Genomic DNA, 25,304 nt, shown 5'->3' with positions numbered 1-25,304 from the left:
TGCGGCGCGATCAGGCCCGTCAGCGTGGACCAGGGAATGACGGCGTCCATCTCGGCCAGGAAGCGCTCCCGGCGGGTCACCTTCTTCTTGCCCATCCACGCCTGGCTCGCCAACGTCCGCTGCTCACTCATCTGGGCCTCGTGAAGAAATCCGTCGGGCGCCAATACCGCGCGCCGTCGCCCCAGATGCAAGAGTCACTTATTCAGAGCTTCCCTAGAACTCGATCTGCGCTCCCAGTTCGACGACGCGATTGGGAGGGATGCCGAAGTACTGCGTTGCCGAGCGCGCGTTGCGGGACATCACGGCAAACAGCCGCTTCCGCCACTTGGCCATGCCAACGCCGCTTGTTGGAATCAGCTGCTCGCGGCCCAGGTAGTACGTCGTGTCCATACGACGGGTCCTGATGCCGGCTTCGGCGAGGCGCGAACGGATGTCCTCGACGTTAGGCGTCTCCATGAAGCCATAGCGCGCCTTCACCCGGTAGATGCCGCTGCTGAGCGATTCCACGGTGATGCGTTCGCTGCTCGGGACCTCGGGCACCTGCGTGGCGATGACTGAGAGCAGGATCGTCTTCTCGTGCAGCACCTTGTTGTGCTTCAGGTGGTGCAGCAGCACGACCGGCGTCCCCTCCGACTCGGACGTCATGAACACCGCGGTACCCGGCACACGCACCACCGAGCCCTTGGCCAGGCTGTCGACGAACTCCGCGACGGGGAGTGAGCGTTCCTCCAGGATGCGCCGCAGCAGGACGCGGCCCGCCTTCCATGTCGTGAGCAGCGTGAAGATGCACAGTCCGAGCGCCAGCGGCACCCAGCCGCCGTGTTCGATCTTGATGGCGTTGGCGCCGAAGAAGGCGAGGTCGATCGCGAGGAAGAACCCGCTCAGCAATCCGGCTCGCCACGGCGACCAGTTCCAGCGCGACCGGGCGATCTCGTGGAACAGGATCGTCGTGATGGCCATGGTTCCGGTCACGGCGATGCCGTAGGCCGCCCCGAGGCGGCTGACCGAGCCGAACCCGGCGACGACGGCCAGGCACCCGATCATCAGCAGCCAGTTCACCTCGGGAATGTAGATCTGCCCGGCCTCCTGCTTGGAGGTATGGATGATCGTCACGCGTGGCGAATACCCGAGCTGCACACACTGCTGTGTGATCGAGAACGCGCCCGAGATCAACGCCTGCGAAGCCACGATCGCGGCGAGCGTCGCGAGAATGAGCAGCGGGATGAAGAACCAGCCTGGCGCGAGATTGTAGAATGGATTCGACGACGCCGACGGATCGCGGAGGATCAGGGCGCCCTGGCCGAGGTAGTTGAGCAGCAGGGCCGGAAACACGAGACCGAACCACGCCGTGCGGATCGGTTTGCGGCCGAAGTGCCCCATGTCCGCGTACAGGGCCTCAGCGCCCGTCACCGACAGCACCACCGCCCCCAGCAGCACGATGCCGTGCAGTCCGTTGGCCATGAAGAACCGGATCGCATACCAGGGATTCACCGCCAGCAGGATCCCCGGCTCGCGAACCACTTCGGCGATGCCAAGCGCGGCCAGCGTGACGAACCAGGTGGCCATGATCGGACCAAAGACGCCTCCCACCCGCGCCGTACCGTACTTCTGGAACAGGAAGAGCGTGAACAGGATCAGCAGCGTCGCCGGGACGACAAAGCGCGAAAAGCCGGGCGCGCCGACCTGCAGGCCCTCCATGGCGCCGAGCACCGAAATCGCGGGCGTGATGATGCCGTCGCCGTAGAGCAGCGCAGCGCCGAACAGCCCGAGCGCGATGTACAGCACGAGCTTCGTGCGTCCCATGCCGTCTTCCTTCTCTTCCTGGAAGATCAGCGCCAGCAGCGCGAGGATCCCGCCTTCGCCGCGGTTGTCCGCCCGCAGGATGAAGACGATGTACTTGATGCTGACGATGACGATCAGCGACCACAGGATGAGAGAGAGCACGCCGTAGACGTTCTCCGGCGTTGGCGTCAGGCCGTACTCCGGCTTGAAGCACTCCTGCAGCGCGTAGAGGGGACTGGTCCCGATGTCGCCATAGACGACGCCGAGCGCGGTGATCGTCAGGATGGCGAGTCGACGCCCCCTGGGATCCGCCTCGGCGTGATGGCGATGGAGCGGAACGGGATTCTCCGTCGTTGTGTGGTTCGACGGACGCATTCCGGTATGTGGAGCGCCCCCAGGTTCAGGCGAAGGGGCGGGAGGTTCGTTCATTGGGCGACGCCTTCCCCGGTCTGGCCCGGGTCGGACGATAAGGTCGACGGTACGCGCCAGGTCAGCGCGATCCACGAAAAACGGGTCACGGCGAAAGCCGCGACCCGTTCGTCAATCTATGTGGCGCCTGCCAAGCGTCCAGCCAGCGCTTGTCCCGCGTTCGGTCCCCGCCTCCTGGCATGTTTGAGCCGCGGTGACGGAGGCCCGCCGCGCGATTCGCTAAGCCGGCCCCCCAGCTCCCTCGTTCGGTGCAGCTCCCGCCGGCCGGTCTCGGCGCGCTCGCGCCTCATGGAGTATCTCATCTATTTCCCGTGAGGCGCGTTGAATCGCTTCGATCACCCGCCGAGACGTCGCACTGTCTCGGAGCTGCTCTGGTGATGCTCCGAAAGTGGCCTTGGCCATCTGGCCAAACGCTCGCCCCACGTCCCGCACGCCGTCGCTGAAGAACGCAGAGCCGATCTCCCCAATGCGTTCAAACACGTCCTCGACGGTCGACCTGTTCTCATCGAGGTAGGCGCGTCCCGCCTCCGTGATCGTGTAGACCTTCTTGCCTCCCGACTCCTGGCTGGAGACGGCAAAACCCATGTCTTCCAGCAAGGTCAGGGTCGGGTAGATCGCTCCGGCAGAGGGCGCGTACGCTCCCCCCGACTTCTCCTCGAGGGCCTTGATGATCTCGTAGCCATGACGGGGCTTCTCGGCGAGAAGCTGCAGGATCACGTACTTGAGGTCACCCTGCTCGAACATCCGTCCGCCCCAGCCGCCCCGGCGCCGCCTGCCGCCCCACACGAACTCCGCAAACATCCCCTCACGACGACCCCGCCTATCCCTCCCAGGGCCATAACAGAAATCACGGTTCCACATACCTAGCCTCTTGGCTCGCGATAGATCGTAAGATATATCGGATGTCGGTGTTGGCAAGGCGGGGGATACCAGCGAGATGGAGGTCAGCCGAACCGCCGACCACCGGCGACGGCGCGAGAGTGCGAGCGAGAGAGTAGGGAGAGGGAAGAAGGTGACGAGGCAAGGGTGGAAGAGAGGGAAGAGAAGGAATGAGAGGGCTAACGCGCGCGCGCGCGAGAGAGAGAGAGCGAGAGAGAGAGAGAGCGAGAGAGGGAGACGCAGGGGGTGGGCGGGTCTGAGACAGACCGGTCAACTGGGCTGCGAACTCAGTTCGACACCTGCGAAAAGCCGAGGGGCCGCGCCCTGACGCGGCCCCTCGAGGAGTCCTGCTCCAAGTTCAATCCGACCCCGCAAGCCCACGCGACTATTCGTCCGGCCGCCCACCCGTCCGTCTCTCGCGCTGGCCTCTCAACCTGGTCGATGCCGCTGGTTCGTTTACCCGGCCATCGGCCATTCCACGCTATTCGTATCTCAGCGCCAGGATCGGATCCAGCCGCGCCGCGCGGCGTGCCGGCCACACGCCGAACAACACGCCTACCACCGCCGAGAAGCCGAAGGCCAGGCCGATGGACTCGGGCGAGATGCTGGTGTTCCACTGGAACGTCGTACTCATCCAGGTTGCCACGCCGCCACCGAGCAGGATGCCGATCAGGCCACCGAGGAGACAGAGCACGACCGCTTCGATCAGGAACTGGAACAGGATGTTCCACCGCGTCGCGCCCAACGCCTTGCGCACACCGATCTCGCGCGTCCGCTCCGTCACGGACACGAGCATGATGTTCATGATGCCAATGCCGCCGACCAGCAGCGACACGGCAGCAATGCCCGACAGCAGGTACGTGAACACCTGCGTCGTCTCGGCGAACGTGGAGAGAAAGTCGGACTGGTTGCGGATCGTGAAGTCGTCGGGTCGCCCCTGGCGGATGCGGTGCTCGCGCCGCAGCACGCGCTGGATCTCCGCCATGGACTCCGCGATCTTGTCTTCGCTCGGTGCAAGGATCGAGATGGACCGTACGCGCTCGGTGCCGAGCACGCGGTAGCGCGCGGTCTGCAGCGGAATGAGCAGCTGGTCGTCCGGGTTCATGAACGGCGAGGCCTGCCCCTTCGATTCGAGCACCCCGACGACGGTGAACTGGATTCCGCGCACGCGGATCGGTTCGTCGAGGATCGCGTAGGGGCTCGTCAGTCCGAGGTTCTTGATCACCTCCGGACCGATGACGGCCACGCGGGCTTTCTGCGCATCCTCGGCGGTCGTGAAGAAGCGACCGGCTGCGAGCTTGTAGTTGCGCACCGCGAGGTAGTTCGCCGTGGTGCCGGTCACGCTGGTGCCGGTGTTCTTGTTCAGGTACTGGATCTGCAGCTGGCTGGTCATCTCCGGCTGCACCTCACCGATCGCGCTGGCATTCGCTTCCAGCGCGACGGCGTCCTTCATGGTCATGCGGGCGCGGTCGCTGAAGGAGAAGACGCCACCGGACTGGCGCTGCTGGCCGGGCGTCACGGTGAGGAGCGTGGTGCCTAACGCGGCGATGCGCTCCTTCACCGCGATCTGAGCTCCCCGGCCGAGGGCGATCATCGCGATGACCGCCGCCACACCGATCACGATGCCGAGCATGGTGAGCAGGGACCGCAGCTTGTTGGCGCGCAAGGCGCCGAGTGCCACGACGAAGATTTCGCCGAAGACCATGGAATGCTCCGGTTACGGGCGCGGCGGGGGAGCGGCCGTTCCGCCACCCTGCTGACGCTGCATGCCAGGCATCGCTCCACCGCCGGTCATCTGGCGGAACCGGGCGTTGCTGGAGTCACGCGCCACCTGAAGCGCGGCGGTGGCCAACAGCGCGACCTGGTCGCCGTCCTTGAGTCCGGTCAGCACTTCGGTGTAGTCGAAGTTCGCGATGCCAAGCTGGACCACCTTGGGCGAATACACGCCGTTTACGGCGATGAACACGACGGCGGTGCGCGAACGCCCCCGCTGCGATGTCTCGCCGGCGCGCTCCGGCGTCGCCGAACGGTCGCCGCGAGTGCCGGAGGTGCCCGTTCCGCGCGCGGAGTCGGCACGACCACTCTGAGGTGCGCCTCCGTTCCCCGCGGCGGCGCCGGCGCCGTTTGCCGGCGTGCCGCCCTGACGTGTGCCACCCATGCAGCCGCGAGCCGCCATCGGGTCCACGCCGGCTTCGCGATACAGAGCCTGCGACTGATCGCGCATCGCCGCAAAGTCGATCTCACCGGCCATCATCTTCTGCCTCAGGTCGGCCAGCTTCTTTGCAACATCAGGCTTCTTTGCCATGGCCTCACGAACCTTTGCGCACTCGGCTTCGCTTACCGGCGCGGCCTGACGGCGTTCACCCTGCTGGTCGAGTGCCACGTCTCCGTGTCCCATCCGCATGCCCCGGGGTGGCCCGCCCATCGACGGCAACCCGGCCTCCTGGTTTCGCTGTCCCTGCCGCATGCCGCCAAACTGCGCCATCTGCGCCTGGATCGATGCTTCGACCGAATCCGCCGTGAGCCCGAGTGCGCCGGCGAGCATGGGCGCCTCGCGCGAGGTGCGGATCGCGTCGTTGGGAACAGAGAGGACGTTCTCGCGCCGATCGACGAGCACGGAGGCCTCGCCGTTCATACCGGGGCGGAGCAGCCCTTCGCGATTCTCGAGGTTGATGAGCACCGGGAACATCGTGACGCTCTGCTGGATCACCGCCTGGGGCTCGATCTTCTCCACCACGCCGTGGAACGGGCGATCCGGATACGCGTCCACGGTGACCGTTGCCTGCTGGCGCGGCGACACGCTGCCGATGTCGGTCTCGTTGAACAACGCGCGCATGCGCACCTTGGTGAGGTCCGCCATCTTGAGCAGGGTGGTGCCGCCGCCGACGCCACTCGTGGCCGAGGTGATGACCTGACCGAGCGACACGGTCTTTTCGATGATGGTGCCGCTGTTTGGGGCGCGCACCGTGGCGTCGTCGAGCCGCTGTTGGGCGAGGTCGAGCGACGTGCGGGCGCGAATGACCGCCGCCTGCGCATTGGCAAAGTCGAGCTGCGCCGTTTCGTGCTCCTGCGCCGTGGTGATGCGCTGGGAAAATAGATCGTCGGCGCGCTTCTTTTGCGCTTCGGAGACCTGGAGCCGCGCTTCGGCGGCATTGAGGTCCGCCTTGGCCTGGTCGAACTGGTTCTGCACGTCGCGTGTCTCGAGCTGCACGAGCAGATCACCGCGATTGACCATGCTCCCGGTCTCGACGGTCATCTGCACGATCTGGCCCGACGATTTCGACTTGACCTCGACGACGTTGATAGGCTCCACCGCGCCCGACGCCGTGGCGTCGAGGACGATGGTGCGCCGCTCCACGGGGGCGGTGCGGATGGTCACGACCTGCACTTCCTCCTTCTTGCAGGCGGCGACCGCGCTGCCGATGGCGAGCGCGAGGAGTAGCGTACGGTTCACGGGGACCTTGAGGATGGACATGGGAAGGCTCAGGGGATGTCGCGGCCGACGAGGGCCTCGATCTGCGCCTTGGCGACGCGGGCGTCGTATCGGGCCTGGATGCGGCCGTAGCGTGCCTGGTTGAGCGTGCTCTGCGAGGTGAGGAGGTCGAGCAGCGTCGAGGCGCCTAACGTGTACCGCTGGTTCTGCACGCGGAGGTCTTCTTCGCCGGCCACCACCGATGCCTCCTGGATGGCCAGGCGGACCTCGGCGAGTCGCAACGAGCCCAGCAACTGCGTGAGCTGCTGATCGGCGACCATGCGCGCCTCGCGGAGCTGAGCGCGGGCGTTGTCTTCGGCCACGGCCGTCCGCGCCACGTTCTCCTCGCGCTGCAGCCCGTTGAACAGCGGATAGCTGAAGTTGAGACGGAGCGACTTGTTGCTGCTGTATGCCCCGCCGCTCGGTGCAAAGGCCTGGTCGGAGCGGTTGCCGCTCAGACTGGCGCCGACGCTGAACGTTGGCCAGTAGGAGGCCCGCGAGGACTTCGCCGCCGCCACGGAGGCCGCCAGGTCGGAGCGCGCCTGGCTGATGGACGGCGCGTCCTCGAGCCATTTCACGACCTCGACGCTGTCGAGGGCCACGACGGCGACGGCGTCGGAGTCGCTGCCGGCGGCTGTCACGGTGTAGGGCGAGGCCACCAGTCGTGTGAGGGTGGCGTTGGCGAGGCGAATGCTGTTCTCGGCGGTGAGCACGGCGAGCCGTGCGTTGCCGACGGCGATCACCGAGCGCAACGAATCGGACTTCGTCGCCGCGCCGGCGGTGACGCGCGCGCTGGCGGCCTTGAGCTGTTCCTCGGCCTGGGCCAGCTGCGCGAGTGCCGCGCCGCGCGACTCCCGTGATGCCTGCACGTTGAAGTACTGCTGCTTGACCTCGAGCGCGACCCGGTAGCGCTGCAGTCGCTCGTTGGACTCGGCGGCGGTCTGCTGCGCCCTGGCGCTGCGCAGGGTGTTCTGCCGGCGGAAGCCATCGAACAGCTCAAGGTTGCTGCTCAGGCCGCGGTTGAAGTTCCAGGGACTCGAGATCTGTACCAGCTTTCCATTGGGTCCCAGCGCCTCGCCGGCCGACCGGCTCGCGCCCGCCGAGAGGCTCAGGGTGGGGAGGAACTGACTGAAGGCCGTGCGCACCGCCGCGTCGGTTGTCCGCAGCTGGCCGCGCGCGGCGATGGCGAGCGGGGAGTTCTGATGCGCGAGTCGAATGGCGTCTTCCAGTGAAAGAGGTCGGGCGTCGCCACCGGCGACGCCCTGACCATGAAGTGCCATCGGGATCAGCAGCGCAATGACGAAACGTTTCATTCCGAGTTTGAACCCTTGCGTGTGGTGTCGGCCAGGTCACGCAGCCAGAGCTCGAACTCCTGCTTCTGCTCCTGCGTGAGGACGCGACGCATCTGCTCGCGCGCGTTCATGCGAATGGAGTCCATCTGCAGCCGGATGGGCTCCATCGCCTTCTTGTACTGCGCCGACCGGTTGTCGATGATCGTGTTGATGCTCGCCTTCTGCGCCTCGTCGAGGCCGAGACGCTCGGCCATGGTTTCCGCCAGGGGATTCGCTCCGCGCGGCGTGCAGATCAGGTCGCGCTTCATGTAGCGATTGGCGCTGAACCCCAGCACGCCTCCGGTGAGGAAGGTGCCGAGCAGGAAGGCCATCGCCACGTTCTTGGATTGGCGCACGGGAATCCCTCAGTGAGTGAGCAGGTATCGCAGCGTCTGCTCGCGCTCACGATGCACGGGGACATCGCGCTCGGACAGTACCGGCACATCGGTCGACGCGTCGAACAGCTCGCGGTAGGCCATGCGTTCCTGCGCGACGCGCGTTTGCCATGAGGCAACACCGGCCACCAGGATGGCCGCGGCCGCCGCCGCCACTCCCAGACGAACCCAGCCCGGGAAGTGCGACCACCATTCGCGTGCCGCCTCCTGACGCACCCGCCCCATGATGCGCTCCTCGAGCGAGGACCAGTAGTCGGTGTCGGTGGGGGGCGCGAGATGCGATTGCAGCGTACGCTGCAGCTCCTCGTCGCTCCATTCGTGGGCTGAACCCTGGATGATCTTCATAGGTGACTCCGTATCCCGCTCAGGGCCTGTCGCAGGCGCGCGCGGGCATGGTGCAAGTCCGACCGGGCCGTGCCCTCGGGAATCCCGAGCATACGGCCGATTTCCGAATGTTTGAAGCCTTCGACATCGTGCAGCACGATCACCGAGCGTTGCCGCTCGCCCAACTCCGCCAGCGCGTCCTGCAGCCGACGACGCAACTCATCCGACTCAGCCGGGTCCCGGAATGGCGACGCGATCGTGTCGGCAAGCGGTTCGGCATCGCGCACCTTTTTGCGCCGCGTGATGTCGAGCGCCGCGTTGGCTACGATCCGATGCAACCACGCCCCGAACGCCTGATCAGGCAGGAACCGATCCAGCGCGCGAAAGGCATGGAGGAAGCCCTCCTGCACCGCGTCCTCCGCATCTTCGTGCGTGAGCACGATCGACCGCGCCACCGCGTACGCCCGACGCTGGTGCGTTCGCACGAGCGTCGCGAACGCCTCGGTGTCACCGCGCTGCGCGGCGACGATGACTGCCTGCTCCTGCAGCCGCTCCTGCGCGTCACGCATCGGCCACTGGCGCGCGGGAGGCGCGAGCGGTCGTACGAGAATCGGCGCGATGGAAGTCGTCACAGGGGCTCAGCGTAACGTCACCTCTAGAACGCACCCGCCGTGCGTTGTGTTGGGCAACCCAGGCCTCATGCGGGGGCTGTCGGAGTTCCTTGCAAGCCAAGGCGTTCGGCATCGGCCTGCATGGCACCGATGACGAACGCAATGTGCGTGTCCAGTTCGACGCCCAGGTCCGCGGCGCCGTTAATGACATCGTCACGACTGACGCCCCGCGCGAACGCCTTGTCCTTCATTTTCTTTCGGACGCTCCGCGCATCCACCTCGTGGACGCTTCGACTCGGGCGGACCAGCGCCGTCGCCGTCACCAGGCCGGTCAGTTCGTCCACCGCGAAGAGCGCCTTCGCCATGCGACTCGACCGGGGCACGCCCGAGTAGTTGGCATGCCCAAGAATCGCTTGCAGCACGTCGTCCGGATACCCAAGTGCCCGCAGATGACGCACGCCCTCGGCGGGGTGCTCGCGATCCGGCTCGTGGCCCGCGTTTGGCCAGCGCTCGTAGTCGAAATCGTGCATCAGGCCGGCCAGTCCCCAACGTTCCTCGTCTTCGCCGAACTGTCGGGCGTAGGCGCGCATGGCGGCTTCGACCGCGTACATGTGCTTGCGCAGCGACTCGCTGGCAGTGAACTCGCACATCAGGGCGTGTGCGGCGTCGCGGGAGGGAACGGTCATCGGGTCGGGTCGGGCGGTGTGGCCGACGGCTGCCGGCGGGGAAGGGGAATCTGCCTCGCTCAATGGGCGTCAATCCAGAGGGCAACGCAGGCGTGCGGCCCGAAAGGACGACGGGCCGCATTCAGGGAATGCGGCCCGCGCGGTCGAGTGTGCTGGCAGCTAGTGCTTTGCAGCCGGGGCAGCGCTCGCGGTGTGGCTGGCGAACTTCTTGTTCGTGAGCTTCACGATGGTGAAGCACATCACGAAGAGCGCGAGCGCGGTGAGGATGAGTCCGCGGAACGCGGCCGGCTTGTCGCTGGGCTGGAGGGAGGACATGGTGGGTCGGTTCGGGGCGGAGGTTACTCGACCTTGGCGCTCACGAGTTCGTCGTTCTGGCGGATCTGCGCCATGACGTCGAGTCCCTTGACGATGCGGCCGAAGACGGTGTGAACGCCATCGAGGTGCCGCGTGTTCTGCTCGCTGAGCACCATGAAGAACTGGGAACCGCCGGTATCCTTGCCGGCGTGGGCCATGGACAGGGCGCCGACGGCGTGCTTGTGCGGGTTCCCCTTGGTCTCGCACTTGATGGTCCAGCCGGGGCCGCCGGTGCCGACGGGGCCCTTGGCGCTGGCGCCGCCCCTGGAGTAGGGATCGCCGCCCTGGACGACGAAATCGGGGATGACGCGGTGGAACTTGGTGCCGTTGTAGAAGCCGTCGTTGGCGAGCTTCTCGAAGTTGGCGACGGTGATGGGGGCCTCGGCGTCGTACAGCTCGGCGACGACCGTGCCGCGGGAGGTCTCAATCGTGGCAGTCTTCATGCGCCGGAAGGTAAGCCGACGCTGCGGGGGGCACCACTACGCCAGCGACGCCGGGCAAATGGCGTTGAGCCGGCAGTCTCCGCACCGGGGCTTGCGCGCCTCGCACACACGGCGCCCGTGCCAGATCAGCAGGTGCGAGAGCAACGTCCAGCGCTCGCGGTCGAAGAGCGCCATCAGGGCCGCCTCCACCTTCACCGGGTCCGTCTCGCTCGTTAGGCCCAGGCGGACCGCGAGGCGCCCGACGTGGGTGTCGACGACCACGCCTTCGTTCACGCCGAAGGCATTGCCGAGCACCACGTTCGCGGTCTTGCGGCCCACGCCCGGAAGCACCACGAGATCCTCCATGCGCGACGGGACCGCGCCGCCGTGCACATCGGTCACGGCCGCAGCGACGCCGAGCAGCGCCCTGGTCTTGGCGCGGAAGAAGCCGGTACTCTTGATGACACCCTCGAGTGCGCTGGCTTCGGCCGCCGCCAGCGCCGCCGGCGAGGGCCACCGCTCGAACAGCACGGGCGTCACCATGTTCACGCGCTTGTCCGTGCACTGCGCCGAGAGGATCGTGGCGACCAGCAGTTCCCAGGGGGAGCGAAAATCCAGCTCGCAGTGTGCGTCAGGGTAGAGCGCGGCCAGATGGTTCCAGACCGCTTCCGCGTGGCGTCGCCGCGCAGCGTCATCACCGCGCGCTGGTACGCGACCGGGGTGGGCGAGCCTGCGGGACTGGGAGGGTGAAGGTCGGGCGGCCGTGGCCGTCTTTCGCGCCGCGGAGGCTTTCGTTCGCGGACGTGATGTGGCACTGGGGCCTTTTGGGGTTCCGCGGGCCGCGGCCTTGCCAGGCCGGCGCTGGGACAGCGGCTGCCGCGGTTTTCCCCCTCCTCGCTTCGCCATCTGCGCTCCCGGTCTGCACGGTGTTCGAGGCGTGTGAGCGCGCCTCCGCGCGGAATATCGCCGACTCCGGAGGTCCCAAGAAGCGAAGCGGTGACGCGCGGCGCGGTGGGCTCCCTATAGGTCTCGATGTCCGCCCGGAACCGCGACGTGGGCAACGGCCGCTCGTGGACCTCACTCTCGCGTGACCCTCGCCTTCTGAGGCGGGCCGTGCCAGCGTGCTCGTTGGCTCGGCGGTCGGGGGAGGGCCGATCAGTTTCCGGGTTGCGAGACCACTCCGGCCACCACGCGCAGCTGATCGATCAGTTCGTGCAGCCGCTGCTCCGTCCGATCGATTTCCTCGGCGGCGTCCGTGACCTCGAGCAGGCCGACGCGCATCGAGGTGGCGACCTTGTTCAGGTGGCGGATGTCTTCCAGCACCTGCTCGGTGAGGCGGCGCAGCCCGTGGTAGCGGCGCTGGTCCTGGCGCGCCCGGGCGAAGCGCAGCTGCAGGTCGGTCGGCGAGATCGCGCGCGCGGCGTGCAGGACCTCCTCCGACGAGTGACCTGGGATCGCGCCGTGATCCCGGAGGCCGTCGTCGTCCCATTCGTCGTCGGTGAACCAGAGATATCCCACGTGCTCGATGCCGTCGTTCTCGACCTCGATGGAGACGCTGTACGGACGCCCTTCCACTTCGATGGTCGTGACGTGCATCTCCTCCTTCTGGCCAACGCTTGTCATGGGGCTACCTCGTCCTCAGGAGGTCTCGTTCAGGAACTGCTCGATCGTGGCGAACAGGGTGTCGGGTTGCTCCACGTAGGGTACGTGCCCGCTTGCCTCAAGGACGACGCACCGCGCGTGCAAGGCACGGGCGACCGCGAACGACGATTCCACCGGGATCGGGTCGTGCCACCCATGCACGAGAAGTGTCGGCACAGGTGGGACCCGGTGCAGCCCGGGTACGAGATCGAAGTCGCCCAGGCTCTCCCACACGGACTGCTGCACGCGACCGGTGATGCGAAACGGCGTCAGGTCACGTGCGCGGCGCGGGTCGGCGAAGTAGCCGGCGACCGACAACTCGAACTGCCGCTGCCGGTACGCGACGGCGTCCGCCTCGCGCAGGCCCGACGCCGCCAGTTCCTCTCGCAAGGCACGGACCGCATCTCCGGCCTGACGCCGCTGGAACTCCTCCTCGAAGGCGGCACGCCACGTCCGGTTCACCGGCGCGGGGTCGATCAGCACGAGGCGCGCCGGCGGTACCGGCACGCGTCCGGCCGCGACCTCGAGGGTGTACAGCAGCGCCAGCAGCGCTCCCCACGAGTAGCCGACGATGGTGAGTGGCCGGTCGCGCGACAGCTCCTCGATCACCGCGGCAAGGTCACCGACCTGCACCTGCCAGGTCACGGGAGTCGGATCATCGGTCCGGGAGCGCCCGCCGCCGCGCTGGTCGTAGAACAGCAGGTCGTTCGTCGCACCGAGCCGGAGCATCTGCGGGAGGAGATACTCGTGGCTCGCTCCAGGGCCGCCGTGCAGAACGAGCAGCGGCGGACCTCCCTCGCGTCCGTGGCGTGCCCAGTACAACGGCATCGGCGTGGTGGTGGTCATCCCATTGGCGCGCGGGGCGGGGATCGGCATCGGCATGCGGCAACGCTAACACCGGGATCGGGAGAACACGCCACGTTCACCGACTCGCGGTCGCGCCCGTCATTGGGCGAGCGAGCCGGCTCGTCCATCCGGGTGCAGAGCCCCCGGGTTCGCTCGGGTGCCCGGTTCGCACGCGTGCCGCGTGGTATCGTTCTCCATCAGCATGGATTTCCGCGAGGTGAGCACATGAGAACCCGTGACGCCTGGACACTCGTCGCGACGCTTGCGATGGCGGCGGTCCCTGCGCGCGTGTCGCAGGGGCAGGCCAGCGACCCTGACCGTCTGGTGAAGAACGGTGGGGTGCTCGTGAAGGGGTGGACGGGGCGTGTCGATCCGCAGGCGGAGAAGGGTGGAGCGCGCCTGACCGACGCGCGCTTCAGCGACCTGGCTGGGGGGTGGCTCGTGGTCGCCGGCCCTCCCGCGATCTACTGGAACCCGGCAAATGCGGCCGCGGGCGACTACACGGCGAGCGCGCGGTTCAACCAGGAAACGCCGACCGAACACGCGGAGTACTACGGCCTCTTCATCGGCGGTTCACAGCTCGATCGGCCCAGGCAGAACTATCTCTACTGCGCGATTGCCGGCAACGGCACGTTCACCGTAAAGCACCGATTGGGCGACGAGGTCCACGAGCTGGCGGGCCGCACGGCACACTCGGCGATCCGCAAAGTGGGCCCCAGCGGGAAGGCGTCAAACGAGGTCGCGTGGCGCGTGACGGGTGCGCGGACGTCGTGCCTGGTGAACGGAACGGAGGTGTGGGGCTACGGCAGCGCGTCGCTGGTTGGCGAGGGGAAGCTCGAAAGCCTGAACGGCATCGTCGGCCTTCGCGTGAACCACAACCTCGACGTGCACGTCACCGGGTTCGCGATCAAGAGGCCCTGAGGGGCTCAGGTGTATTCGCGCGCTGCCCGGAGTGTGCGGACGTGCGCTTCCACCGTCGTGGCGATGTCGCGGCCGTAGCCACCGGCAATCGTGATCGCGACGGGAATCCCCACTTCCCTACAGGCGCGAAGCACCATGTGGTCCCGACGGGCGAGTCCGTCGTGCGTGAGCGCGAGTCGGCCGAGCCGGTCGTCTTCGTGCGGGTCGGCGCCGGCGAGGTAGAACACGATGTCGGGGTTTGACTCGCTGAGCACGCGCGGCAAGGCGTCCGCGAGCAGCTCACAGTACCGCGCATCGTCGGTGCCGTCATCGAGCTCCACGTCGTGGTCACCGGGCACCTTGCGGAATGGATAGTTCCGCGCGCCGTGCATGCTGAACGTGTAGACGCGAGGGTCGCCGGCAAAGATGGCGTGCGTGCCGTTCCCCTGATGCACGTCGAGGTCCACGATGGCCGCACGCGTGATGCGCCCGCGGGCCAGCAGCGCGCGCGTGGCGATCGCCACATCGTTGAAGACGCAGAAACCTTCGCCGTGCGCGGGAAACGCGTGATGTGTGCCACCGGCGAGGTTCATCGCGAGACCGTGGGTGAGCGCGGCGTCGGCCGCCTCGAAGGTGCCGCCGGCGGCGCGGTACGATCGCTCGACCAGCCCTTCGGACCAGGGGAATCCCAGGCGGCGGATCGACGACGCGTCGAGCGTACCGTTGCTGAGGTGCTCGACGTACCCCGCGTCGTGCACGCGAAGCAGCGCCGAGGTTGGCACGCGAGACGGTTCGTGGAGTCGCAGGTCGTCCACGAGTCCTTCCGCTCGGGCACGGTCGCGGAGGAGGGCGTATTTGGCGATCGGGAATCGATGCCCGTCCGGGAGGGGCACCGCAAACCGCGCCGGGGACCACACATGGAGCGACACGCCCCTACCGTCGCCACGGGGTGCGAACGTGCTCGGAGTCCGCCCGATCCCTGCGGCAGGGCAGTGCGGCGAGGACCAGTCGTGCAGGAGGGTGGTGCGGCGGTACGCGAAGGTTCACGCTCGGGGAACCTGCGCGCGGCCTCTGTCGGCGCCAGTGCCGTTTCGTCGTGGTCCCCCTGTGCGTCCTAGGACGTGCCCACGCGCGTCGATCGTTCGGAACCGGTGACCTCGGACCCTTTCGTCCGGGAGCTTGCCCATCTCGTCTGGCTGCTCGTGTACCGTCCGGGGCACCTCGACGTCCAGAAGTCGGTGCTCCGATCGCTGCGGACCTCGGGGATGGAGAGCGCGGCCCGGATCGAACAGTCCGAACTGGCAGCGGCGGTCGCCGACAGCGCAGGCCGGCGTCCGCTCGCGGAGAGTCACCCGTGGTTGGCGGAGCTGAGTACGCGCATGGCCGTGCACACGGTGCGCGTGATCGAGTCGCATTCGGGGGCAACGGCGGCAGAGCTGCTGGGTCTCGCGCGGGCCCTGGCGAGCGCGGGCGACTCCGAAGATCCAGGGCATTCGTTCGACGAGCAGTTCGTCGCGCTGCAGGCGCAGCACCTGGCGGTGCAACTGGGCCGCCACGGGTTTCAGCGCACCCCGACCCCGCCGATGCCGCGCCTCGCGTACGGCGCGAGTACGCGGACGCCGGCGAACGGGACCACGCCGGTCGAGGAGGCGATGCGGGAGCACCTCGCCGCGCGCGTGACCCCGTCGGCGCTCGAGCCGGTGCGGGTGGCGCCGCCGGGGAAACCGGCGATTGCGACCGAGGAGTTGATGCCGGCGCGGCACGTGGACGATCTCGTGATCCGGTTGCGCGGCGAGATCACGCCCGTGGTGGCGCCGGCCCTGCTCGACGAGGTGACGCGAGTGCTGGAAGACGCGGCGCGCGAGGGATCGTGGACCGCGGTGGTCGATCTCGTGTCGCGCGTGCTGGCTCGCGAGGAGAGCGTCACGCAGCCCGACGTAAAGCGGGCGTTCGGCATCGTCTTCAAGCGGTTGGCGAAGCCGGGGATCCTGCGAGGCGTGGCACAGCTGCTGCCCAGCCATCGCGACCTGCGCGACGCGGTGCAGCAGTTCCTCGTCAGGCAGGGTGAGCCGGCGGCCGACATCATCGTCGACCTGCTGATCACGGCCGAGCCGGCGGGGGATCGGCGCGCCTATCGCGATGCCCTCCGTGGCTTGCCGGCGGCGGTGGACCCGCTGCGGCAGCTGCTACGCGACCATCGCTGGTTCGTGGTGCGCAACGCGGCCGAACTGCTTGGCGAGATGAACGCGGTGGCTGCCGATGAAGATCTCGTGGAGACGCTGCGGCATCGCGATGCGCGTGTACGCCATGCCGCGACGCTGGCGCTGATCCGGCTCGGCACGCCACGGGCCGGGCACACGATCCTTCGGGCGCTGGGCGACCCCGACGCGAGTGTGCGTCTCAAGGCGGTGCACGGAATCGCACGGGTGAACCACGCGCGTGCGGTGCCGGCGTTGCTGGCGGCGCTGGACGCCGAGTCGGACGAGGAGATCCGGAACACGCTGGTACTCGCCCTGGCGAGACACCCGGTGGATGCCGCGGTTCAACGCCTGTCGCTGGAGGCGTCGCCGGGTTCGTTCTTCAGGCGGCGACCGCAGGCGCGTCGCCTGGTGGCGGTTCAGGCCCTGGGGGAGATGCAGAGCGAGGCGTCGCGCCTCGTGCTCGCACCCCTGGCCAGGGACCGCGACGGGGCCGTGCGCGACCTGGCCGCGCGGCTGCTCGCGGACGGTCCGCGTTAGGCGCGACGCCGTCGATTCAGCGCGCGGTGAAGTCGGTCGCCGTCGTGACGCGTCGGCAGGCTTCGGCAATGAGGGTCGCCGCGCGATCGACGTCGAGCAGACTCACCATTTCGTTGGGCGAGTGCATGTAGCGGTTCGGAATCGAGAGCAGTCCGGTGGCCACGCCTTCGCGCGCGAGGTGAATGAAATCGGCGTCGGTGGCGGTGTCGCGACCCGCCGCGTGCACCGAGCAGGGAATCGCAAGCTCGGCGGCCGTGTCCTTCAGGAGCCGGAACACGACCGGTGAGATGACCGAGCCGCGGGCGAGCACCGGGCCGCCACCGATCGAGTGCTCTCCGACCTCCTTCTTTTCGATGCCGGGGTGATCGGAGGCGAAGGTCACGTCCACCGCGATGGCCATCACGGGATTGACGCGCGTGGCGGCGACGACCGCACCGCCGCCGTGAAACCCGATCTCTTCCTGCGTGGTCGCGACGGCGACGACGCGTGCCGCCCCGGGCTGGGCCGCGTATCGGCGCAGTGCTTCGGCGATGACAAACGCGCCGATGCGGTCGTCGATGGCGCGCGAGACGAGCCGATCGTTCGGCAGTCGCACCATGCGTGCGTCGATGACCCCGGGGTCCCCGATCTCGACCCGCTCGGCGGCCTCGGCGCGCGACGTGGCGCCGATGTCGACCCACAGGTCGGCGAACTTTGACGCCTTTTCCCGTTCGTCCGGCTTGATCAGGTGGATCGGTTTCTTGCCAACGACGCCGATCACGTCGCCGCTCCGGCCGGCGAAGCGGATGCGCTGCCCGACCAGCACCTGCACGTCCCATCCGCCGATGGGACCGATGTAGACCAGTCCCGTATCGTCGATCCAGGTCACGATGACGCCGATCTCGTCGATGTGGCCGGCCAGCATGATCGTGGGACCGCCGCCTCCTTCGACGACCGCCACGCTGTTGCCGGATACGTCCGCGGCGACTTGTGCAAATCCGCTCACCCCCTCGCGCCACACGCGAGCCGCGGCGGCCTCGAAGCCCGAGGGACCGGGCGTATCGAGCAGGCGTTCCAGAAATGCGAGGGATTGGGGCGGGAGGCTTGGCGCCGAGTGTGACACGACGGGGTCAGGTGCGGGGAAGTGTGTGGGCGGAGCATCGAGCTCGCACCGGAGTGGAGTCTGCCTCGAAGCTCGTCTGGTGCATCGTGCGGGCCCGAGTTGCCGTACCTGGAGGGTCGGGCCCAGGCCGGCCGGAGTTTGCCGCGCTCGCGCACCGTCGGCAAGTCGTGTCGGCGAGCGTGCGATTCGCTGAGAAACAGCGGCATGCACGTGCGTTCTTCACCGTGTGAGGCTGGCGATCAACTCACGCCTCCGGAGGATACGATGTCCCGATTCCGATGGCCTGCTCTCCTGACCGCGCTCCTGATCGCGGTCACCTCGGCGCCCGTTGCTGTCGACGCCCAGGTCGGCACGCGACTCAAGGAAGCCGCCAAGCGCCGCGCCGAGCAGGAGGCCGCCAGGAAGGCCGCCGAGGCGGCGAAGAAGGCGGAAGAGGATGCTCGCAAAGGGTCAGGCGCAGCCGGGAGTGCGGACAGCTCCAAGGCGACCAAGGGAGACTCGGCCGCGGTCGCGCGGCCCGGCACGCCGGCGGCAGCCAGCGCGCCCACGCCGACAGCGGCCAAGGTCTGGGAGAACTACGACTTCGTCCCGGGCAACAAGGTGATCTTCTTTACCGACTTTTCCGAAGACAAGGTCGGCAACTTCGCCCGTGGCCTGAAGTACAGCTCGGGTCCCATCGAGATCGTCGAACGCGATGGGGTGAAGGTGCTTCGGAGCACGGGCCGATCCGAAATCCTGATTCCGGTGGGCAAGCAGTTGCCCGAACGCTTCACCCTGGAGATCGACGTCATCGCTCCGCGAGCTGCCTGCTGCGGGTACGAGATGGTCGCGTTCGAGGGTGGCGCCGTGCGGAATCGCGGCAACGAGTCGTCGGAGATCGCCTGGACGCCGTCGGGCAGCCTGATCATCGGCAGCGCCTTCGCCAACCGGAACATGGCGTCGAACATCCCCGAGTCGATGCAGGGCCAGCTCAGGGGGAACGTGGCGCACCTGCGCGTGCTCATGGACGGGCCGTACCTCAAGATGTACACGAATGAGCGCCGGATGTACAACATCCCGGAGTTCCCGTTCAGGCGCGACTCCGTCATCCGGCTCTTCGTGAACGGCACCGAGGAGCCTGACGTCGCAGTGTATCTCGCGAGCATACGCGTCGCCGAGAGCGAGACCGATGTGCTGTACGACGCCCTGGCGGCAAGGGGTCGTTGGGCCACGCACGGCATTCTGTTCGCCACGGGCAAATCCGACCTTCAGCCGGAGTCGCACGCCGTCCTCAAGGAGATCGCGGCCACGCTCCGGAAGTACGGCGACCTGAAGATTCTCATCGAAGGGCACACCGACAACGTGGGCTCGGCGGCGAGCAACCTCACGCTGAGCGACGCGCGAGCGGCCGCCGTGAAAACGGCGCTGGTGGCGCAGTACGGCATCGACGGTGCGAGAGTCACCACGCAGGGGCTCGGCGACACGAAACCCTCGGTGCCGAACACGACCGCGACGGGACGGGCGCAGAACCGCCGAGTCGAGATTGTGAAGCAGTAGGGTTCCACCGCGGCCGCACGGTGAGGCCCGTGCATATTCAGCGTCGGGAACCGGCCCGGCGCGCGCGCCGCGTCACTCGCGCTGAAGGGGGAAGGCGAGGAGCGACAGCGCGAGGAAGACCAGGCCCGGTGCGTACCACGACCAGCTGCCGGTGAGGAAGGCGATCACACCTCCGTACAGGCCCACCATTTCGGCGAGCGCCCAGGCCGAAACGCAGTAGGTGAGGCGCCTGGCGGCGTCACGTGTGCGGCCGATGACGTACCAGAGAATCATCGACCCGAGGATGGCGGTCCCCCAGATGGCGCGGCCGATCCACAGCAGGGACCGAGCCTGCTCGGGCGACGTGCCGGGGATGGCATCGGGGGATCGTCGCATGAAGTAGATGACGGCGCCGAACATCACGACGCCCGACAGCATGGCCACGCGAATGAGCTGGGTGGCGCGCACGCTCGACGTCACGTGGTCCCCCGCGTTCGTTCAAACACGGTTTGCCTTCATGCTCACCTTGCCTGTCGGGTCGGGCGGCGCGGGGATCGCCGCTGGGGCCGGTGGCGCCTGGGGCGCAGGACCATCGGCTGGCGCGACCTTGCCCACGAATCCGGGCAGTTCCACGTCGGCGATGTCACGGAGGACGTGCATCATCGGCGGCAGCGTCTTGGCCATGCTCTGCAGGAACCCGCTGGCGCCACTGCCGGCCTGACCACTGCCGCTGTCCCACACGACGACCTTGTCGAACTTGATGTTCGAGATGGCCTTGGCCGAGGTCTCGGCGAGCGTGTCGAGGTGTTCCACCATGAGCAGCTGAAAGGCCTCCTTGGCACCGCCCGCGGCCTGCACCAGTTCCTTCATGGCTTCGGCCTTGCGGGACATGATCTCGTATTGGCCGCGGGCCTCGGCTTCGAGCTTGACGAAGATGGCGCGCGCCTCGGCCTCGGCTTCGATCCGCCGGCGTTCGGCCGACGCCTCCGCCTCGACGATCGTCCGGGCCTTCTGTGCCTTGGCCGACGCCTCGAGTTCGGCACGCTGCTCCGCTTCGACGCGTTCAGCATCGGCGATGGCGGCGCGGGCCAGGGCGCGGTTCTGCGCCTCCTGCACCGCGGCCTCCGCTTCACGCTTGCGGGTCTCGGCGACCTGGAACGCTTCGGCCTCGCGCACCTGCAGCTGCGCGCGTGTGGTCGCGATCAGCGCCTGTGACGTCGCTTCGCCTTCGATGGCCTTCTGTTCGGCCTCGGCGATCGCGATACGGCGCGCGCGTTCCGCGTCCTTCACCATCGCATCGCGCTCGAACGCGGCCGTCTGTTCGCCTACGCGCTGTTCCTTGTCCAATTCGGCCATGCGCACCGCCTGTTCGCGTTGCGCCTGCTTGATCTGCGCCTCGCGGGCGAGTGCCGCCGTCTGCTCGCCGACCCGCTGTTCCTTCTCGAGTTCGGCCAGTCGCACGAGCTTTTCGCGATCGGCCTCGCGCATGCCGATCTCGCGGAACTTCTGGGCGCTGGCCACCTGCACCGACCGTTCGCGCTCGGCCTCGGCCACGCGCACTTCGCCCAGCTTTTCCTGCTCGGCCACGTCGCCGCGCGCCTGCTGCACGGCCATGGCGGCGGCCTTCTTTCCGATCGCCTCGATGTAGCCCGAGTCGTCCTTGAGGTCGGTGATGTTCACGTTGATCAGCACGAGGCCGATCTTCTTGAGTTCCGGTTCGAGCGACGTCTGGATGCGGTGCAGGAACGCCTCGCGGTCGCGATTGATCTCCTCGATCCGCATCGACGCGATCACCTGGCGCAACTGGCCGAAGATGATGTCCTGGGCCTGGCGCTTGATCTGGTCGTGGGTGAGGCCGAGGAGTCGTACGGCGGCGTTGCCGCGGACCTCGGCTTCGGTGCCGATCGCCACGGTGAAGACGCTGGGCACCGCGACGCGAATGTTTTCGAGTGAGAGCGCGTCCTTGAGCGGAATGTCGATCTGGATCGGTTCGAGGCTGAGGTAGGCGGACTCCTGGATCACCGGCCAGACGAACGCGCCGCCGCCCGAGATGCACCGCGCGGCGCCGTCGCCACCCACCCGACCGCTGATGACCAGCACGCGGTTCGCGGGACAGCGTTTGTAGCGCGACACGAACAGGAGCACCACACCGCCTAACGCGATCGCGCCGAGCAGGGGCGCCCCGATCCCGACGACCCAGTTGCCGAGGTCGGGGAGAGCCTGGATGAGGGCGAACACACTACTCGACATTGTCGATCTCCCGGAGCAGGGGTTGTGATGGGGTCACGATGAGCGTGTCGGACGACTGTGTGTCCACGACAAGGATCTCGGTGCCGCTGGGGATCGCGACGTCCGGCGAGACGGCCGCGAGTTCGAGGAGTCGGTCGTGGACGGTGAGGTGAACCTTGCCGACACCGGACTTGTTGGCGGGGATGCCGAGATAGACGCGGCCCTGCAGGCCCAGCGCGCTGGCGATGTCGAAGCTCTTGTCGACTTCGAGGCGGCGTACCGCGCGCAGGAGCGTCGCCATGCCGAGCGCGGCGCCGAATCCCGCCGCCACGGCCGCCGTCAGGGCGATCACGAAACCGAACCCCGCGCGCGACATGCCAAAGCCGACGAGCCCAAAGAAGCCGGCGGCGGCGGAGATCGTCCGGACGCTCAGCAGGTCCAGCCCACCGTGCCCGTGGTCCAGCGACACGTGATGGTCGGCGTCGGCCCCCACCGCGCTCAGGATGAGCTGGGCGATGAGGGCGAGGCCTCCGAGAACAAAGCAGGTCAGGTAGAACGCGATCACGGCCGTGGCGTGATGGGCAGAATGCAAAACTGCCCTCGCTGCCCATCACGCGTCCAGTCGTTGCGTGAGCGCGGCAGGGTCGCCATACCGCGACCCTGCGCACGCCCGCCGATCGGGGCTAGCGCGAAGGCGCTCCGCTGATGGCGGCGCGACGCCGGCGCTTCCATCCCCACACGCCGAGCAGGATCACGGCGCCAACCGGCACGACGACCCCGAGCGACGCGATCGTGGCGGCGATGAGCGTGACGAAGTTCCGCCACATCGCCTTCACCGCCTCACCGAGCACGCTGGTGCCTGGGTTGGGGTTCACGAGAGGCGCCGCTTCGTGCACGGTTACCGACAGGGTGCTGAGCGCGACCCGCGAGCGCAGAAAGCGCAGCCGACCCTCGTGGCGTTCGATCTCCTCGCGAACGCGCGCGAGCTCTCGCTCCACGGCCAGGACGTCCTCGAGCTTGCCCGTGCGCGTGGCAAGAAGAGCGACCAGGCGATCCTCCAGACGACGGGCGTTGGTCATGCGCGCCGTCAGGTCAACGAACTCTTCGCCAACATCTTCGGCGGTGGCGTTGCTCTGCTCGACCTTTCCGATGGGGCCAAGCGTGGTCATCGCCTCTTCAAAGCGCGCCGATGGCACCTTGACCTCGAGCGTGGCGCTACGGATGGCGTATTCCCCGGTGCTGGTGGACACATTGCCGATATAGCCGCCGAGTCGAGTGGCCATCGCGCGGACCGCGGCCATCGCGATTTCGAGTGAGTCGACCTGGATGGACACGAACCCGTTGCGGATGATCATGTTCGTGGCGACCGAGTCGCCGCGGATGACGGGGCCTTGGGGCATCGAGGTCTTGGTCACGGCTTCGGACGGCGCCGTGGCGTCCGCGCGCTGCCGTTCCATGGACATGGGAGCGGCCGCGACCCCACCACCGGGTATTCCACCCTCGACGGCCTGGCTGCCGGGAGCGGAGTCGGATTCGGCCCGTCCGCAGGCCGCGCCGATGACGAGGGTGAGCGTGAGTGTGGCGAGCACGGCCACGTGACGGGCGCGGGTTGTCGGGACGGCGCGGTTCATGACGATCTCCAGGGTCGAGGGCCGCAGGTCAGCGGCACGACATGGAGACGTTGGTTAACGCCCGACTTGCACACGCGCGAGGGGCAGCCGCCTGACGCCACCGGCGGACGGCTGGTCGCAGGTTCGTGCAAGTCGGTCACTGGCAACACCTTCGCTGCGCTCGGGTGTATTACGTTGAACCACCGCCACTCCCCTCCATGCGCCTCGCACTCTCGACCGCTCTCGTCGTCCTTGCCCCGTGCCTGCCGGCCCAGCGTCCGGCGACGCCGCCGGGGATCGCCATGTCCGCCGGCGTCAGCAACGTCGCGTACACGGTGGAGTTCACCAGGGCACACGGTGCGCGGCGTTCGCTCCGCGTTACGACGACGCTCACCACGACCGGCCGCGAGCCGTTGCTGCTCTCGCTGCCCGCATGGACGCCGGGCGCGTACGAGCTGAGCTGGTTTGCGCGCAACGTCTCCGGGTTCGAGGTGACGGGCGACGGGAAGCCGCTCACCTGGGACAAACTCGACGCAGATACCTGGCGGGTGCAGCCGTCCGGGGCTCAGCGGGTCACGGTGGCGTTCGACTATCGCGCCGACTCGCTCGATAACGCGATGGCCTGGTCGCGCGCCGACTTTGCGTTCTTCAACGGCACGAACCTCTTTCTGTATCCCGAGGGCCGCGACACCGCCTTCCCGGCAACCGTGACCGTGAAGACCGACGACGCGTGGCAGGTTGCCACCGGCATGAGCGCTGCCACCACCCCGCGGACCTGGACGGCGAGCAACTACCACGACCTCGTCGACATGCCCTTCTTTGTCGGCGCGTTCGACCTCGACTCCTCGCAGGTGGACGGGAAGTGGGTGCGGCTCGCGACGTATCCGGCGGGCAAGCTCGGCGGCGATGAACGCAAGGCGTTCTGGGGCCAACTCGACCGGTTGTATCGGCCGATGATCGACGTCTTTGGCGAGGCGCCGTACGACGCGTACACCAACCTGCTGGTCTTCACCGAGGAGACGCAGGGCGGGAGCGCGCTCGAACACGCCAATTCGCACGTGGGCATCTACACGCCGTTCATCATCGGGAACGACCTGCTCGCCTCGATCACGGCGCACGAGATCTTTCACCTCTGGAACGTGAAGCGCATGCGGCCGGCGGAGATGTGGCCCTATCGCTACGACCGCGCGCAGCCCACCACCCTGCTCTGGGTGAGTGAAGGCATCACCGACTACTACGCCGACCTCACGCTGCTCCGCGCAGGCGTGGTCGACTCGTCAGGCTTTCTCGCGCTGACCCACGCCAAGATGGAGGAAGTGGACGCGCTGCCGCAGGTCGCCCTGGAGGATGCCTCGCTCTCCACGTGGATCCATCCGACCGACGGCACGGGATACATCTACTACCCCAAGGGCTCGCTGGCCGGCTTCGCGCTCGACGTGATGATCCGTGACGCGAGCGACAACGCGTCGTCGCTCGACGCCGTGATGCGTGACGTGTACCAGCGCAGCTACAAGCAGGGACGGGGGTTCACCACGGAAGAGTGGTGGGCGGCGGTCGCGCGCGCGGCCAGGGGCAAGTCATTCGCCGACTTCAGCGCGCGCTACATCGACGGACGCGAGCCCTTCCCGTGGTCGCAGGTGCTCGCCCTCGCCGGCATGCGCGTGATGGTCGACAGCATCCGCGAGCCGCGGCTTGGCGTATACACGGAGCAGGATTCCCTTGGCGTGCGTGTCACGGCGACGGATTCGGGCAGCGCGGCGCAACTCGCCGGTGTGCGCGTGGGAGACTACCTCCTTGCGGTGGGCGACGTCACCGTCACCGAAGGGTTTGGTGAGCGATTCCGTGCGCGCTATGGGCGAAGCGACGGGCAGACGGTGACGGTCCGCGTGCGGCGTGCGGGCCAGGAAACGAGCCTTCCGCTCAGGGTGCAACTGGCCGTTCGCACCGAGTCACGCCTGGCGTTCGATCGCACCGCGTCCCCACGCGCCGCGAAGGTGCGGCACGGCCTCCTGACCGGGCGTCACGGCTAGCGGTCTCG

At 67.8% G+C, this 25,304-nt stretch carries 24 protein-coding genes; 4 read left to right on the top strand and 20 right to left on the bottom strand.

The window, feature by feature from the left end:
• Positions 1-213 precede the first annotated feature (213 nt).
• The 14 genes from IT361_01560 to IT361_01495 all read right to left on the bottom strand — a co-directional run bounded on the left by IT361_01560 (position 214) and on the right by IT361_01495 (position 13,208).
• Positions 214-2,211, bottom strand: coding sequence for a potassium transporter Kup (locus IT361_01560; protein ID MCC6316348.1), 1,998 nt, complete (start codon positions 2,209-2,211; stop codon positions 214-216).
• Between the two features lie 219 nt (positions 2,212-2,430).
• Entirely contained in the window at positions 2,431-3,072 is a 642-nt protein-coding gene (locus tag IT361_01555; protein MCC6316347.1) for a PadR family transcriptional regulator, read from the bottom strand.
• Between the two features lie 499 nt (positions 3,073-3,571).
• Positions 3,572-4,795 (bottom strand): ABC transporter permease, encoded by a 1,224-nt coding sequence (locus IT361_01550; protein ID MCC6316346.1) that lies wholly within the window; start codon positions 4,793-4,795, stop codon positions 3,572-3,574.
• 12 nt (positions 4,796-4,807) lie between these two features.
• Positions 4,808-6,565 (bottom strand): efflux RND transporter periplasmic adaptor subunit, encoded by a 1,758-nt coding sequence (locus IT361_01545; protein MCC6316345.1) that lies wholly within the window; start codon positions 6,563-6,565, stop codon positions 4,808-4,810.
• Positions 6,566-6,573: 8 nt separating this feature from the next.
• The gene (locus tag IT361_01540) at positions 6,574-7,875 is read right to left on the bottom strand and encodes a TolC family protein (protein ID MCC6316344.1); all 1,302 of its coding nucleotides are present in this window, start codon (positions 7,873-7,875) and stop codon (positions 6,574-6,576) included.
• Complete coding sequence (locus IT361_01535; protein ID MCC6316343.1) at positions 7,872-8,249, bottom strand: hypothetical protein; 378 nt, start codon at positions 8,247-8,249, stop codon at positions 7,872-7,874. Before IT361_01535 ends, IT361_01540 begins: the two co-directional genes overlap by 4 nt.
• A 9-nt stretch (positions 8,250-8,258) precedes the next feature.
• Positions 8,259-8,633 (bottom strand): hypothetical protein, encoded by a 375-nt coding sequence (locus tag IT361_01530; protein MCC6316342.1) that lies wholly within the window; start codon positions 8,631-8,633, stop codon positions 8,259-8,261.
• Positions 8,630-9,244 (bottom strand): sigma-70 family RNA polymerase sigma factor, encoded by a 615-nt coding sequence (locus tag IT361_01525; protein ID MCC6316341.1) that lies wholly within the window; start codon positions 9,242-9,244, stop codon positions 8,630-8,632. The genes IT361_01530 and IT361_01525 overlap by 4 nt, the downstream gene beginning before the upstream one ends.
• A gap of 65 nt (positions 9,245-9,309) precedes the next feature.
• A complete protein-coding gene (locus IT361_01520; GenBank protein MCC6316340.1) occupies positions 9,310-9,909 on the bottom strand; it encodes an HDIG domain-containing protein in 600 nt (199 codons plus the stop codon).
• A gap of 159 nt (positions 9,910-10,068) precedes the next feature.
• Positions 10,069-10,224: a hypothetical protein gene (locus IT361_01515; GenBank protein MCC6316339.1), complete on the bottom strand. Its 156-nt coding sequence runs from the start codon at positions 10,222-10,224 to the stop codon at positions 10,069-10,071.
• 23 nt (positions 10,225-10,247) lie between these two features.
• Positions 10,248-10,706, bottom strand: a complete 459-nt coding sequence (locus IT361_01510) for a peptidylprolyl isomerase (protein ID MCC6316338.1) — start codon at positions 10,704-10,706, stop codon at positions 10,248-10,250.
• 36 nt (positions 10,707-10,742) lie between these two features.
• Positions 10,743-11,591 (bottom strand): endonuclease III, encoded by an 849-nt coding sequence (gene nth / locus IT361_01505; protein ID MCC6316337.1) that lies wholly within the window; start codon positions 11,589-11,591, stop codon positions 10,743-10,745.
• Between the two features lie 249 nt (positions 11,592-11,840).
• Positions 11,841-12,308, bottom strand: a complete 468-nt coding sequence (locus IT361_01500; protein MCC6316336.1) for a hypothetical protein — start codon at positions 12,306-12,308, stop codon at positions 11,841-11,843.
• A gap of 15 nt (positions 12,309-12,323) precedes the next feature.
• The gene (locus IT361_01495; GenBank protein ID MCC6316335.1) at positions 12,324-13,208 is read right to left on the bottom strand and encodes an alpha/beta fold hydrolase; all 885 of its coding nucleotides are present in this window, start codon (positions 13,206-13,208) and stop codon (positions 12,324-12,326) included.
• A 189-nt stretch (positions 13,209-13,397) separates the two neighbouring features.
• On the opposite strand from IT361_01495, the gene IT361_01490 reads away from it, so the two are divergent.
• The gene (locus tag IT361_01490) at positions 13,398-14,093 is read left to right on the top strand and encodes a hypothetical protein (GenBank protein MCC6316334.1); all 696 of its coding nucleotides are present in this window, start codon (positions 13,398-13,400) and stop codon (positions 14,091-14,093) included.
• 5 nt (positions 14,094-14,098) lie between these two features.
• Here the strand turns inward: IT361_01490 and IT361_01485 are convergent, their stop codons facing one another.
• Positions 14,099-14,989 carry a histone deacetylase gene (locus tag IT361_01485; GenBank protein MCC6316333.1) on the bottom strand — a complete coding sequence of 297 codons (891 nt, stop codon included), beginning with the start codon at positions 14,987-14,989 and terminating at the stop codon, positions 14,099-14,101.
• 234 nt (positions 14,990-15,223) lie between these two features.
• Between IT361_01485 and IT361_01480 the strand changes: the two genes are divergently transcribed.
• Positions 15,224-16,810 carry a HEAT repeat domain-containing protein gene (locus IT361_01480; protein ID MCC6316332.1) on the top strand — a complete coding sequence of 529 codons (1,587 nt, stop codon included), beginning with the start codon at positions 15,224-15,226 and terminating at the stop codon, positions 16,808-16,810.
• A gap of 16 nt (positions 16,811-16,826) precedes the next feature.
• Here IT361_01480 and IT361_01475 read toward each other — a convergent pair whose 3' ends face one another.
• On the bottom strand, positions 16,827-17,912 hold the full coding sequence (locus IT361_01475; GenBank protein ID MCC6316331.1) for a M42 family metallopeptidase: 1,086 nt from the start codon (positions 17,910-17,912) through the stop codon (positions 16,827-16,829).
• Positions 17,913-18,176: 264 nt separating this feature from the next.
• Here IT361_01475 and IT361_01470 point away from each other — a divergent pair, with 264 nt between their 5' ends.
• On the top strand, positions 18,177-19,448 hold the full coding sequence (locus tag IT361_01470; protein ID MCC6316330.1) for an OmpA family protein: 1,272 nt from the start codon (positions 18,177-18,179) through the stop codon (positions 19,446-19,448).
• Positions 19,449-19,520: 72 nt separating this feature from the next.
• Here IT361_01470 and IT361_01465 read toward each other — a convergent pair whose 3' ends face one another.
• The 4 genes from IT361_01465 to IT361_01450 form a co-directional block, all read right to left on the bottom strand.
• Entirely contained in the window at positions 19,521-19,907 is a 387-nt protein-coding gene (locus tag IT361_01465; protein MCC6316329.1) for a hypothetical protein, read from the bottom strand.
• A gap of 18 nt (positions 19,908-19,925) precedes the next feature.
• On the bottom strand, positions 19,926-21,677 hold the full coding sequence (locus tag IT361_01460; GenBank protein MCC6316328.1) for a flotillin family protein: 1,752 nt from the start codon (positions 21,675-21,677) through the stop codon (positions 19,926-19,928).
• Positions 21,667-22,221: a hypothetical protein gene (locus IT361_01455; protein MCC6316327.1), complete on the bottom strand. Its 555-nt coding sequence runs from the start codon at positions 22,219-22,221 to the stop codon at positions 21,667-21,669. Before IT361_01455 ends, IT361_01460 begins: the two co-directional genes overlap by 11 nt.
• A 118-nt stretch (positions 22,222-22,339) precedes the next feature.
• Positions 22,340-23,287 carry a DUF4349 domain-containing protein gene (locus IT361_01450; GenBank protein MCC6316326.1) on the bottom strand — a complete coding sequence of 316 codons (948 nt, stop codon included), beginning with the start codon at positions 23,285-23,287 and terminating at the stop codon, positions 22,340-22,342.
• A gap of 197 nt (positions 23,288-23,484) precedes the next feature.
• On the opposite strand from IT361_01450, the gene IT361_01445 reads away from it, so the two are divergent.
• A complete protein-coding gene (locus IT361_01445; protein MCC6316325.1) occupies positions 23,485-25,296 on the top strand; it encodes a PDZ domain-containing protein in 1,812 nt (603 codons plus the stop codon).
• The last annotated feature ends 8 nt before the right edge of the window (positions 25,297-25,304 follow it).

The organism is Gemmatimonadaceae bacterium (assembly GCA_020846935.1).
GTDB lineage: Bacteria > Gemmatimonadota > Gemmatimonadetes > Gemmatimonadales > Gemmatimonadaceae > RBC101.
Note: the sequence above shows the minus strand (reverse complement) of the source record. Positions and strands in the feature narration are given on the sequence as shown.

Bases quoted from the DNA above. Each gene is read 5' to 3' on its own strand.
- nth (MCC6316337.1), bottom strand. From the start codon at position 11,591: ATGGCGAAGCGAGGAGGGGGAAAACCGCGGCAGCCGCTGTCCCAGCGC.
- IT361_01530 (MCC6316342.1), bottom strand. From the start codon at position 8,633: ATGAAGATCATCCAGGGTTCAGCCCACGAATGGAGCGACGAGGAGCTG.
- IT361_01460 (MCC6316328.1), bottom strand. From the start codon at position 21,677: ATGTCGAGTAGTGTGTTCGCCCTCATCCAGGCTCTCCCCGACCTCGGC.
- IT361_01510 (MCC6316338.1), bottom strand. From the start codon at position 10,706: ATGAAGACTGCCACGATTGAGACCTCCCGCGGCACGGTCGTCGCCGAG.
- IT361_01470 (MCC6316330.1), top strand. From the start codon at position 18,177: ATGTCCCGATTCCGATGGCCTGCTCTCCTGACCGCGCTCCTGATCGCG.
- IT361_01450 (MCC6316326.1), bottom strand. From the start codon at position 23,287: ATGAACCGCGCCGTCCCGACAACCCGCGCCCGTCACGTGGCCGTGCTC.
- IT361_01560 (MCC6316348.1), bottom strand. From the start codon at position 2,211: ATGAACGAACCTCCCGCCCCTTCGCCTGAACCTGGGGGCGCTCCACAT.
- IT361_01520 (MCC6316340.1), bottom strand. From the start codon at position 9,909: ATGACCGTTCCCTCCCGCGACGCCGCACACGCCCTGATGTGCGAGTTC.
- IT361_01550 (MCC6316346.1), bottom strand. From the start codon at position 4,795: ATGGTCTTCGGCGAAATCTTCGTCGTGGCACTCGGCGCCTTGCGCGCC.
- IT361_01515 (MCC6316339.1), bottom strand. From the start codon at position 10,224: ATGTCCTCCCTCCAGCCCAGCGACAAGCCGGCCGCGTTCCGCGGACTC.
- IT361_01490 (MCC6316334.1), top strand. From the start codon at position 13,398: ATGAGAACCCGTGACGCCTGGACACTCGTCGCGACGCTTGCGATGGCG.
- IT361_01540 (MCC6316344.1), bottom strand. From the start codon at position 7,875: ATGAAACGTTTCGTCATTGCGCTGCTGATCCCGATGGCACTTCATGGT.
- IT361_01495 (MCC6316335.1), bottom strand. From the start codon at position 13,208: ATGCCGATGCCGATCCCCGCCCCGCGCGCCAATGGGATGACCACCACC.
- IT361_01445 (MCC6316325.1), top strand. From the start codon at position 23,485: ATGCGCCTCGCACTCTCGACCGCTCTCGTCGTCCTTGCCCCGTGCCTG.
- IT361_01545 (MCC6316345.1), bottom strand. From the start codon at position 6,565: ATGTCCATCCTCAAGGTCCCCGTGAACCGTACGCTACTCCTCGCGCTC.
- IT361_01500 (MCC6316336.1), bottom strand. From the start codon at position 12,308: ATGACAAGCGTTGGCCAGAAGGAGGAGATGCACGTCACGACCATCGAA.
- IT361_01555 (MCC6316347.1), bottom strand. From the start codon at position 3,072: ATGTGGAACCGTGATTTCTGTTATGGCCCTGGGAGGGATAGGCGGGGT.